The sequence below is a fragment of the Acinetobacter bereziniae genome (assembly GCF_016576965.1).
GTDB lineage: Bacteria > Pseudomonadota > Gammaproteobacteria > Pseudomonadales > Moraxellaceae > Acinetobacter > Acinetobacter bereziniae.
Genome location: NZ_CP066119.1, coordinates 2,537,893 through 2,550,318, shown reverse-complemented (window position 1 = coordinate 2,550,318; position 12,426 = coordinate 2,537,893). Strand labels below are relative to the sequence as shown.

General features: G+C 36.6%; 8 protein-coding genes. 4 read left to right on the top strand and 4 right to left on the bottom strand.

From position 1 onward, the window contains the following. Positions 1 to 113 precede the first annotated feature (113 nt). Positions 114 to 1,112 (top strand): DUF4349 domain-containing protein, encoded by a 999-nt coding sequence (locus I9192_RS12060; RefSeq protein ID WP_005031880.1) that lies wholly within the window; start codon positions 114 to 116, stop codon positions 1,110 to 1,112. A 54-nt stretch (positions 1,113 to 1,166) separates the two neighbouring features. On the opposite strand, the gene I9192_RS12055 is transcribed toward I9192_RS12060, so the two are convergent. Further along, on the bottom strand, positions 1,167 to 1,868 hold the full coding sequence (locus tag I9192_RS12055; protein ID WP_010591725.1) for an SIR2 family NAD-dependent protein deacylase: 702 nt from the start codon (positions 1,866 to 1,868) through the stop codon (positions 1,167 to 1,169). A gap of 175 nt (positions 1,869 to 2,043) precedes the next feature. Between I9192_RS12055 and I9192_RS12050 the strand changes: the two genes are divergently transcribed. Then, positions 2,044 to 4,029: a DUF1266 domain-containing protein gene (locus I9192_RS12050; RefSeq protein WP_005031876.1), complete on the top strand. Its 1,986-nt coding sequence runs from the start codon at positions 2,044 to 2,046 to the stop codon at positions 4,027 to 4,029. Further along, entirely contained in the window at positions 4,026 to 6,053 is a 2,028-nt protein-coding gene (locus I9192_RS12045; protein WP_005031874.1) for a DUF4034 domain-containing protein, read from the top strand. The genes I9192_RS12050 and I9192_RS12045 overlap by 4 nt, the downstream gene beginning before the upstream one ends. Before the next feature lie 74 nt (positions 6,054 to 6,127). Here the strand turns inward: I9192_RS12045 and I9192_RS12040 are convergent, their stop codons facing one another. The 3 genes from I9192_RS12040 to I9192_RS12030 form a co-directional block, all read right to left on the bottom strand. Beyond that, positions 6,128 to 6,874 (bottom strand): IS5-like element ISAbe13 family transposase, encoded by a 747-nt coding sequence (locus I9192_RS12040; protein ID WP_005031873.1) that lies wholly within the window; start codon positions 6,872 to 6,874, stop codon positions 6,128 to 6,130. A gap of 396 nt (positions 6,875 to 7,270) precedes the next feature. Next, entirely contained in the window at positions 7,271 to 7,606 is a 336-nt protein-coding gene (locus tag I9192_RS12035) for a hypothetical protein (protein WP_005031871.1), read from the bottom strand. Positions 7,607 to 7,704: 98 nt separating this feature from the next. Then, positions 7,705 to 9,003, bottom strand: a complete 1,299-nt coding sequence (locus I9192_RS12030) for an MFS transporter (protein WP_004830535.1) — start codon at positions 9,001 to 9,003, stop codon at positions 7,705 to 7,707. Positions 9,004 to 9,601: 598 nt separating this feature from the next. On the opposite strand from I9192_RS12030, the gene I9192_RS12025 reads away from it, so the two are divergent. Then, entirely contained in the window at positions 9,602 to 12,415 is a 2,814-nt protein-coding gene (locus I9192_RS12025; protein WP_151801179.1) for a type VI secretion system Vgr family protein, read from the top strand. The last annotated feature ends 11 nt before the right edge of the window (positions 12,416 to 12,426 follow it).

Sequence of the window (12,426 nt, the reverse complement as noted above, 5' to 3'; positions counted from 1 at the left end):
TAGATCAGTTCTTAATACAGCATTTCGATGCTGTATTTTTATGCATGGTAAAAATCGGAAAATGTCTTTATAATCTCAAAAACTTAAAAATCATTAACTAAAGTCAATAATTTATGAATAATAAACATTTAATCCTCGCGCTTAGTCTTGTTCTAATTTCTGGATGTGCAAAAAAAGCAGAAGAAGCTGCTGAAAGTGCATCTGCACAAGATTCACAAGTGGTTGCGCAAGATGCTGTACAAGCCGCTGATGCTTCTGAAAAAAGTAATGAACAAGCTGCTGAAAATACTGTTGATACCACACCTGTAACTGAACAAAAGCCTGAAACCATTTTAAGTACCGATGTCAGTCAAGCAGAAAAAGCACGTCGTATGGTGCGAGAAGCACAAGTTAATTTTACGGCTAAGGATGTGGTAAAAACTGCTTTAGAAATCGATAAGCTTACTTTTCAGGCAGGTGGTTTTATTGAGCAGAAAAATATCAGCTTTGATGTGTTAGATAAACAAACGCAAAAAATTGGTGATGGTAAAATCCGAGTTTTTGAAAAAGTTGATCCGCATGCAGAAATTATTGTACGTGTGCCTAGTGACAAAGCTGCTGTGTATGTAAATCAATTGTTGCCTTTAATGTACTTTTTGAACCAGCAACAGTATTCCGCAAAACGTTTTGAGTTAAAGCTATTGGAAGAAAAAATGGCACAAACTCAGACTGTACCAGGTGATACTAAACAGTCTCAACTGAATGAAATCTCTCGTTTAACACAACTTGAAGTGCAAGACCGTGTTCGTTTCAGCACCATTAGTATCACCATTAAACAACCAGCAATGGTTCGTGAAAGTTTAGATGTCGATGTAGATGCAGTAGCACGTTTAAATGGTGATGGTTTTTGGAAACGCGCTTGGGAAGGTGTTCAATACGGTTGGCAATTTATTTTGGACTTGTTGGTTATTTTAGTGACCATTTGGCCACTTTATTTACTGATCATGGTTGGATGTATTATTTATCGAGTGACGAAGCCTTTATTGAATAAGTTATTCAATGATTCATTAGCAACTAAGCCAATTAAGGATGAGAAGAAAGAGCAAGCTCACCCAAATGATGAAAATAAATGATTCATCAAAGTGTATGATGAAGTCTTTAAAACCAGTGTAATTACACTGGTTTTTTTAATGCTTTGTAAATTTTTCAAAAAGTTGCTGCATACCATCCGTTGCGTTCATTTTTAGACATTCATATTGTACTGGTACACGCGAATGGCTGGCTTGAGGGTCAATATAATATGCTTCACAATATTGTGGAATTTCATAAATCAAACCTGCGACAGGATAAACAGCCAAGGCTGAACCAATTACAATAAAGATATCTGTATCTTGAACAGTTTGGATTGCCTGTTCATAAGCAGGCACAGCTTCACCAAACCAAACGACGTGTGGGCGGAGTGGATAGCCTTCAGGGCATTGATCTTTTTCTAAATCCAACTTCCAACCTTGAATGGGGTAAAATTCATTGCTGTATTCCGCATGTGGTTTTGAGCTTTTGGCGAGTCGAATGTTGCCATGCAGATGGATCACCTGTTGACTTCCTGCACGTTCATGAAGGTCATCTATATTTTGAGTAATGACATGTACCTCAAAGTATTGTTCAAGCTCAGCAATGATCCTGTGGGCGAGATTGGGCTTGGCTTCAAGTATGTTTTTACGACGTTCATTATAGAAACGCTGAACCAATTCAGGATTACGTTGCCATGCTTCAGGGGTAGCGACTTCTTGGATATTGTAGTTTTCCCATAATCCACCACGATCACGAAAAGTATCAATACCACTTTCCGCACTCATTCCTGCGCCTGAGAAAATCACAATTTTTTTCATCATATAAGCATTTGAAAATTTTTAAAATACTAACATAAATACATTTAAATTTTAGGGAATTCTATTTCCTAAGGAGTATTTTGTTATAAACTATTCACATTAAATATTTCGATATTTGGAATATTTTTATAAAAATCAGACTGTAATGTAGTAGAAATACGTTAAATGGAATAGCATGGAAACACGAGATATTGTCAATGCACCTGAAGTTAAAAAAACAATAGTAGAACGTAGCCAACGCCGTAAAGATGACCCAGAAATTACCCAATGGTTTGAAAAAAAATTCTTTGAATATGTGATTAAACATTTTAATCCTGTCTTTCATGTCAATTCAGTTGCTGCTTGGAAAATCTGCCAGTTACCTCAGCCGATTCCTGCATGGTTTTTGAAAAAACTCGAACAACAACCAGATAGCCACATGCTGTACATTGATCCTTTGCATGAACAGATTTTGGCGCTAGAAAAACCACTATTAGAATTTTTTAATTCCAGACTCAAAACAAATCTAAAAGGCAAATTCATGAAAATGACTTATGACCAAGTGTTAGACGCTTGGCATAAAGATCATGAAGCAATGAAAAAGCGTTTGGAAAAAGGGCAATGGGACAGTTCTGAACACGCGATTAGCGAGGTTTTAGCGGTAGATACGGGACGTTTTATTGAAATTACCGCCACAGGAATGTTGTTGCGTAAAGAGATGGCTTTTGAGTCACGTTATATGCAACATTGCCTAGGACAGTTCGCTAACCTGACTGAGCTTAAAGATGGCTATGGTGAGCATTATGTGACACAGAAAGAATATGGTCTATTTCGTTATTTTAGCCTAAGAGATGCTTCTAATAAGCCACATGTCACCATTAGTTTAGAATGGGATGGTGAAGCGTGGTGCATTGAGCAAATTAAGGGGAAACAAAACCAAGTTCCAGTTAAAAAATATGTGGATGATGTTTTATTATTTTTAAATCATATTCAACCAAAAAATAATCACAATTCAGATTGTTCGAATCTTGGAATTATATATCGTCCTGAACTTTTAGACTCACAGCAAATTGATGATTCAGTTGAGCAACAGAAAAATAGCTTACTGCACATTGAACAACTGCCATATTTTTACTTTTATGAATTAAGCGATCCATTGGTTGTTGAAGGAATTGTGATGCAAAATCCAGATTTAATGGATCTATGTACACAACAAAGCTCAGTTTTACAATGGATGATGTTGGCAACAAATAAAGAGGAATACATTCAAAACCCGCAAAATATTTTAATACAACAAGTCATGCAATTTAATCAAACAGATTTTGATCAAAGAAAACTAAATATTCCACTAAAATTTGAAAAGAAAAAAACACTTCCACTTATTTTACATTTGATCTTATTGCCTTTTTATCTCATTTTTTTAGTGTTAGGTATGCTCAGTCAAATTCCTTGGATTGGCTGGATATTTAAAATTTTAATGTTTGTTTTTGCAATCCCTGCAATGCCATTTTTAAAAAGTAATGCAGATCAAAGAAAAAAATGGGCTTTGGCAACAGGTGATTTGATTTATGTACGCAATAAAATTTCTTGTGATGATGTGGATACACTAATGCTTGATGATTTTAAAAATAATGAAGCAAAATTTAGAACACATTTAGACCAACTTTTGAAACTAGAACAAAATAGTCAAATTGAACGTTTGCAAAAAATTGAATTCTTTTTAAAAGAGTATTTTTATGTTGGCGACTTATATGGTTGGTATGATTTGAATCAAGAGGTTCGACCTTATTATCGTGATGTTTTGGTCTATGCCCACATCCAAAAAATTATCATGATGCGCTTATTGCATCAATTTGAATATGTCGGTGAAGATGAAGCTTGGCAATACATTTTGGCTTCGGCTCAAATTATCCAAGAGTGTTGTACAAGCTGGCAGGAAATGGGGCAATATTATGCACAAGGTCGTGAAATTGACTTGATTGTGCGCCACTCGGACTATAACAATTATGATAAATCTGCACGCCATGAAATCCAGCAATACCTTGAAAAACGTTCATGCAATTGGAAATCTTTGGACTGGAATTTAACACTTTTACCAGAACTTGCAGACTTAAAAATCCAGCCCATTATGTTTGATTCCGCTCGAACATCACCAGATTACAGTATGAGAGCTTCATCATGATTAAAGCTGAGTATGTCCATGAAAGTTTAAGAAAAGAAGGGCAATATCCACTGGGTCTACTCGAAAATAGACAATATGAAGCCTTAGAGCAATTTTTTACCCAACTATGGAATAGCCGTACTGAGAAAAGTGCTTTTCAATGGGAAAGTGATTGGTTTGCTTACCCTTATCAAATGTTTTCTGAGATGTTTTTAAATCAAGGACCTCAGGCACTTCAGCACCTTGAAGAGTGGTCAAAAACATACCCTGAGAGTTTTTTTCCTTATGTGATCAAGGTACGTTATTGGGCATTTTGGGCTTCTGAATATCGCGGGGGAACTTGGGCAAATCAAGTTTCAGAAGATATGTGGGATTGTGCTCGTGAAGCACAAAAGCAGATTTATATAACTGCAATGCAAGCAATCGCTTTTTCTCCAAATGCTTGGACTGTTGTGATTCACTTACTCAATGCAGCAGCAAAGCTGGATGAACCAAAGTGGTTTGATAAGTGGTTATTTAAACAAAAGCAACCTCAAAATTTAAAACATGTCATTAAACCCAAATTACAGAAAATTGCCAAGTTAAGTGGATTATCAACAGATTTAGCTTTGACATTGCCTCAACAAATTCCAGACATGCTTAAACCGTATCTGGATTTAAAATCTGAATTGGATTTACCGCAAAATGAAGCGGCATTTTGGTTGAAAGTTTTTCTTGATCAGTCTCAGTATGGTCTTGTTGCTGCAATTGACTATTGCTGGTATTTATTGCCACGTTGGGGCTATAACTATCAGGCAATCATCGAGTTTATACAATCTGATTGGTGTGATCATTTTACTGAAATTGAAAAAAATGAACTTCACTTTGTGATGTGGTACGACTCGGTAGAGGACAGCTATTCCGATGATCAAACGGGCGAGATTAAAAAACATATTCAAATCGCTTTAGACTTATTAAAACGTCCTTTGAGTGAAAAAAATCGCGCTAAGATTTATTTGCGTTTGGCGTATTTTTATACTTTGTTGAATGAGTCTGATGCAAAAATTCTAGATTGTTATTTGCATACGATTGGGCATGATGTATTTGATGAATATGATTTGCAACGTGCAATTTATTATTGGTTTAAATATGTAAAAGATCATGATTTTTTAGGTCATATTGCTATTTCCAATCGTAAAACCCTAGCCAGCGCAGCGGTTCTTTATGGATTACTTACTCAGCATGGTTGGTCTGGTGTAGAAAAAAATCCATTGGTGGCTCAGTCTTGGTTTGAGTTCGCTAAAAGTTTAGAAAAACCTAAAGCTTTTCCTGAAGGTGAATACTGTTGCTTCTATCGTGTTTATAAAAGTTTTGATGAACTTGAAAGCTATCCTGATGTGATTGATATGTTACACGCTGCATCAGAGCTTGGTTATGTCAACCCAAGTTTTACGAGTGGTTATATTCATTCAAGAGAAGATTCGAGTTTATATGATGTAGATATAGCAAAGAAGTATTCCAACAAAGCTGCTGAACAAGGGCATTATATTGCCATGTATAATATGGGGGTAAATTACCTTAATCGGGGTATTAAAGATGATGAAAGCAACCCATTTCCATTATTAAAACAAAGTTTGGATTATTTTGAACAAGCACGAATAGGACTTGAAAAATCACGCACAGATGGTACTTATGAGTATCAAGAACTTGAAGATGACATCATAGATCTATATGCGGATCGCTTATATCACTACAGTTATTACCCTGAGCTGGGTGATATTATTATTCCGCAATTGATTTCGCATGGTTGGAATCGGCATATCAAGGCAATGAGTGCATTAGCAAGGCTTTACGCAGATCAAGCCAATCGTCCGCACTACTTTGACTATACGATGGCAGTTAAATGGTGTGAGGCAGCACGTTTACAAGAACCTGAAAACGATGATGTGCTTGATGCAATTGCTGTGGTTGAAACAGATTCGATGAAAAAGATTTTGAAATATCAGTTTACTGTCGACAAAATCCCCGTTGAAGATATGCCAGGTCGACAGGACGTATTGTTTTAAATGGCGTTTCATGGTCAAGGTGTTGAACAGAAATTTATATAGGGTCTGTTGACATTTAGGGTTCATAATTTAACCTACAAGGGGAGCCATAAAAATATACAAGCTAATGCAACAGAACTTTCATAGTTCCGTTTTAACTTGTCGTATCGAGTGGCTATCCCTCTAAATTGCTTTAACCTACAAAACATATTTTCTACTAAATGCCTGATTTTATATAAATACCAATCCATATGGTCATTGTTTGATTGGCTATTGGATTTTTTAGGTATATTTGCTTTTGTTCCAGTTGCTCTAATCTGCTGTCTTAATGGCTCTGAATCGTAGCCTTTATCTGCACATACAATCTCTGCCTCATTTAAATTGAGTTTTGAAATTAAATCAGGTGCGACCTTAACATCATGCGTGGTTCCATCAGTAATAATGAAATCAATAGGATTACCATCTGAATCTACAACTAAATGTATTTTGGAGGAGTTTCCTCCAGCACTTTTAGAGATTGCCTGATCAGCTATACCCGCAGAATGTTGATGAGCACGAATATGGGAACCATCGATGAATAGCCATTCCATATCGGTATTCAGTGATAATAATTTGAATATAGTGAGTAACTTACCACTACTTGACCAGCGATTAAAACGTTTAAAAATAGAGTTGGGTTGTCCAAAGCAAGTTGGGATATCACGCCAAGGGCACCCAGTTCTTATTCTATAAAGAATCGCTTCAATAAAATTTCTTAAATTTGAGTTGAGATGAATGGATAAATTACGCAAAATAGCTTTCAACTTTTGCCAGTGTTGATCTGTTAACATGGTACGAGGCATAGCGAATAGTAGAATTGGGTTTGGCGATTTAATTTTACTACTTCGCTATTTTTTAATCTAAAAGTGTCAACACACCCTAGTCAATCTGTTGAAAAATAGACATTAAATATAATTTCTAGATCAATAAAATCAATGCGATAAATCTATTGTTTGATGATATAAAAGCTCGCAATACTGCACTTTACATCCAAAGTTTAAATTGTTTTGTGTAGGCAATTCTTTACTTTGCTAAGCAAATTTTTTGTTGAATCGCATTCTTGCGCTGCAATCAAAGCAGCGCTTTGTCTTTGCTCATATACCCCGGCTCAACATGGTGACATCCATATCGATACTTTGTTTTTTTAAACAAAGCTAGATTCAAGATTCGCTGGTGTTCTTGCAAAGTGTAGAGGGGGATTATTTTAATAATTTAATATGTTTGATGAAATAAAATGATTCATCGTCACTTGGACCTGCAACACGTCCTGCATTTTTCTCTAATTTAATGTCTGCTTGAACTTTTTTTTCAAAGTATTGCTTTTTAAGTGTTTGTCCATCTATTTCTTCATCTGGATCAAACCATTTGCCACATTTCTGATCGCAGTAGGCATGAATCGTCTTACCTTGTACATTTTTCAACATTAATGAAAGGTCATCTACACCACCACCATCCACCAAAATATAGTTTTGTGTTTTGGCATAGGCACTCAGACTAATCGCGAAAGATATAAATATAAGTGAGAGTTTTTTCATTATTTCCTCAAGATATTCTATAGTCTTATGATTTAATGCTATATTTTACATGAAAATTTTAAGGTCTGTATAAACAGACCTTAAATCATTGCAAGAGATTAGTGATCGTGATGTAAATATTTGGGTTGTTTCGGTAGTTGCATACTACAGAATAAACAAATTATCAGCATAACAATCACATAAACGAAGAACGTGTTTTCATGTCCTAAATCTTTTAATTTAAGCGCGACAGCGGGGGCTGAACCGCCAAAAATTGCATTTCCGACGGCATAAGCAAAACCAACGCCTAATGCACGAATATGCGGTGGGAACATCTCAGCTTTTACCAGTCCACTAATAGAGGTATAAAAGCTCAGTAACATCATTAAGAACACCAACAATGCGGTCACAATAAATGCTGAACCACTAAAATATGGCATAGCGATTACCATGACTGGATAAATAAAGATTGCACAACTGATACTAAACAGCATCATGGACGATCGACGACCAATTCGGTCTGCCAGCATTCCAAACAATGGTTGAGCGCACATAAAGATAAACAATGCAATGGTCATCATATAACCCACTGTTTTATCAGCAAACCCTAAACTGGTGATATAGGTTTTTGAATATACCGTGATGATATAAAAACACAAAGAGCCTGCCGAGGTATAACCAACCACCAGTAAAAAGGTGCTCCAATTCTTGGTCAGTAACTCTTTTAGACTTCCTGAACCTTCTTTACGTCCATCATCTTCAGAAAGTGTTTCTTTCAAATGACGACGAGCAAAGAACGAAAGAATCGCAACTACCCCGCCAATGATAAATGGAATACGCCATCCACCATCCATAAGCTGTTCTTTTGACATCAGTGCCAACATGATCACGCCAAGTAGACTCGCCAAGAGCTGTCCGCCAGACAGGGTTACATACTGGAATGATGAGTAAAAACCACGTTGACCTTTTAAAGCCACCTCACTCATATAAGTGGCTACTGTCCCATATTCACCACCTACTGAAAGCCCTTGCAAAAGTCTGACCGCTAACAATAAAAATGGGGCAGCCATACCGACTTGTTCATAGGTTGGAAGTGCTGCAAATAAAAATGAGCTGACCGCCATTAAACTAATGGAAATGATCATCGACTTTTTACGCCCAAAAGTATCGCCAATCCATCCAAATAACCAACTGCCGATTGGGCGCATAAAAAAGCTGGCAGCAAAAACACCCCACACATAAATTGCTTTGGTGGAGTCATTCATATCGGGTGCAGTTAATGCATGGGTAAAATAGGTGGCAAAAGCGGCATAAATATAAAAGTCAAACCATTCCACTAAGTTACCAGATGCAGCGCCGACAATAGCCATGACACGATTACGTTTTTCGTGAGGCGCGTAGGTATGTGTTTCAGTCATAAAACATCCTTATTTTTGTGCTGCAATAATTTATGTTTAAAAATGAGAAAATTAGACTTTTTAAATTCCAAATTCTTTTGATGATTTTAGATTTAAATCATGAATGAAAAGCGACATTGGAACAAAAAATACACAGCTTACTACATGTCAATCTATAAAATTATGCATGAATGCTATTGTTTTTATTTGCGTAATATGAGAATTTATAGATTAATAGCATGTTATAAAAATAAATATATAACATTAATAATCAGACATGTTTAGTGTACTTACGAGTTTTATAATTTTTAAATTTCCTTGGTTAAAAACATATTTAAACTGATCGAATAAAATGAGAATTTTAACGGGAATGGTGAATTGAGTTTTTATTTGTCATGTTTATATAAAAATAACTATAAATTATATAATAACTCACAGAATTGATAGGCAATCATGCAATAAATTTAATTTCATAATATATACTGTAATTTATAAAATACTGTGAAAATTATCAATAAATCAATTAATTAGGTTTCATGTGAAAAATACTTTGTGGTAGACAAATCATGATATTTTATTATATGGTGATGGTGAATTTAGAAAAAATACACAATAGATCATGTTTAATAATATTAATTTTGTTTTGGAAAAAATGGGACTTTCTGCTCAAAAACGGGCTTTACATATTCAATTTAGCAATCCCAATTTGGCTGCCCATGTATTCTTGCAACGTATCGATGGGACACATACCATCAATGATGGCTTGAATTTACAACTTATTTGTTTATCTACACGAAACAACATCGCCTTAAAAAGCTTTATTGGGTGTCGTGTAGCCGTTGATATGGTCAATGACCGATCTGAGTTGCATCGCATTTCAGGAATTGTGACAAAAGCTGAGCTGGGTTCCTCGGATGGTGCGTTGACAATTTATCGCCTTTCTGTAGAAGACCCAACTGCGCTTTGGAAGTATCGAAGAAACTCGCGAGTATTTATGAATATGTCTGCTTTACAGGCAGTAGAAGTCATATTTAATGAATGGCGAGAAAGATCTCCACTGTTTGCTTCAAGTTTGACTTTGGATAAAAGTGGTCTAACCAAAGACTATGATATTCGACCCTTCATTATGCAGAATAATGAACGAGATATAGATCTTATTCAAAGGCTTCTAGCATCGGAAGGCGTGACGACTTTAATTGATGAGACACAGCTTAAAGTGTCTTATTTTAATGAACAAATCCAACCTCAAAAGCTTCGTTTAATTGATGACAATACTCAATATAAAAGTTTAGAACGTCGCATTATCCGTTTTCATCGAAGTTCGGCTGTCGAACAGCAAGATACCATCACAGCATTGACAGGATTGCGTTCACTGCAACCGACGTCTGTGCATATTCAACGATGGCAAGCTGATATGTTAGATATAGAAGAAGGCGCAGGCAATGTTTTAAGTAAGTATCAGCAGAGTGAAAACTATGACAATGCCAGTTTAGGTTTAGAACAAGTATGGCAGTTTAGTCCTGCATGGACCCAAGACTTGAATGGAGAAGATGGAGTAACGCCATCGGGTAACAATCAGGTTGAACGTTTTAACCAAAACCTCAGCAATTACTATGACGCTCAAGCCAAACAATTTATTGCCGTATCGACAGTAAGAGATGCGCAGGTTGGCTATTACTTTGAGCTTAACCAACATCCAAACCTAGATCTAAAAGATGTTGCCGATCGACAATTTCTGATTATATCCAAAACCTTTTATCACCAAAATAATTTACCAAAAGACTTAACTCACCAAGTCGAAGCACTCATCCAACAAAGCCAATGGCAACTTGCCCATATCACCACAAACAGCAGCGAAGAACGCCAAGCCAATCAGTTGCTGTTACAACGACGCAATATAGCCGTTGTCCCTGAATACAATCCGCTGAAACATCGACCTACTACATATCCAATGCGAGCGAGAGTAGTCGGACCGAGTGGGGAGGAAATCTATGTCAATGAACGAGGTCAGATTAAGGTAAATTTCTTGTTTACCCGTCACGAAGACCACCAACATGATGGTGGCGCAGGCGCGAACGATAATGATACTGACTCGGCTTGGGTGGATGTACTGACGCCATGGGCAGGAGAAGGCTATGGAGTACGATTCTTACCGAGGGTCGGGGAGATCGTCATGATCTCGTTCAGTGATGGTGACATTGATAGACCATTTGTACTGGGACGAATTCATGAAGGGTATCGCTATCCGACCAAGTTTGATGACCAAGGAAAGCTACCTGATACTAAAAAACTTTCTGGGATCAAAACTAAGGAATATAAATCTGAAGGGTTTAATCAACTGCGCTTTGACGATACCACCAACCAGATCAGCACTCAGTTACACAGCAGTCATGCGACAAGCCAACTGAATCTTGGGAATTTAAGCCATCCAAAAGAAACCGAGACCAGTGAAGGGCGCGGAGAAGGTTTTGAATTAAGAACGGACCAATGGGGCGCAGTACGTGCAGGGAAAGGCTTATTACTATCGACTTATCAACAAGAACATGCCAAAGGCGATCATCTTGATGCAACGCCTGCCAAGAAACAACTTGAAGACAGTCAAAACAAAAGTAAAGCACTCAGTGATATCGCCAAGAAGCAAAAGACCGATGAAATAGAATCAGTTGAGCAACTTAAAATATTTGCTCAACAGCTCCAACAAGAAATTGCCAAATTTAATCAAGCGGTGCTTTTACTGAGTTCCCAAGATGGTATTGCTTTGAGCACACCTGAAAATATCTATTTATCTGCGGATGCCCAAATCAATCAAATTGCTGGTGACAGCATTAACTTTAGTACGCAAAAGAACTGGATTGTGCATGCCAAAAATAAAATAAGTTTATTTTCAGTGATGAATGGCATCAACATTATCGCAGCACAGGGAAAATTTAATATTCATGCACAGGCAAATGCCCTAGATATATTTGCCAAACTTGGGATCACAATATCTTCGACAGAAAATCGTGTTGAAATCAATAGCTCGAAAGAAGTTCAGATTACAGGCAAATCCTCAAGGATTACCTTGAACGGTGCTGGTATTTTATGTGAAACAGATCGAATGTTTGAGGTAAAGTCTGGGCAACAGATGTTTCAAAGCGGGGTTAAAATTCAGCCTATATTACCAAGCTTTAGTAGCTTAGCAATGAATAAAGAGAGTTACTTATTTACAAATCGTATTGATGCTTTTGATCTATTTAAAAATTATGAGTTTTCAAAGGTTCATTACCGAGCATTGCTGAAAGGGGAGAACATATATAAATCTGGGACATTAGACGAATATGGTCGAACCGAACGTTTTGCAAGTATTGATAATAAACAGGAAGATTTACAAGTTATCATTGATGATCCAACCTATGAATGGTTAATTATTGATGAAGATTTTCAAGAACAATAAGATAATGAAAT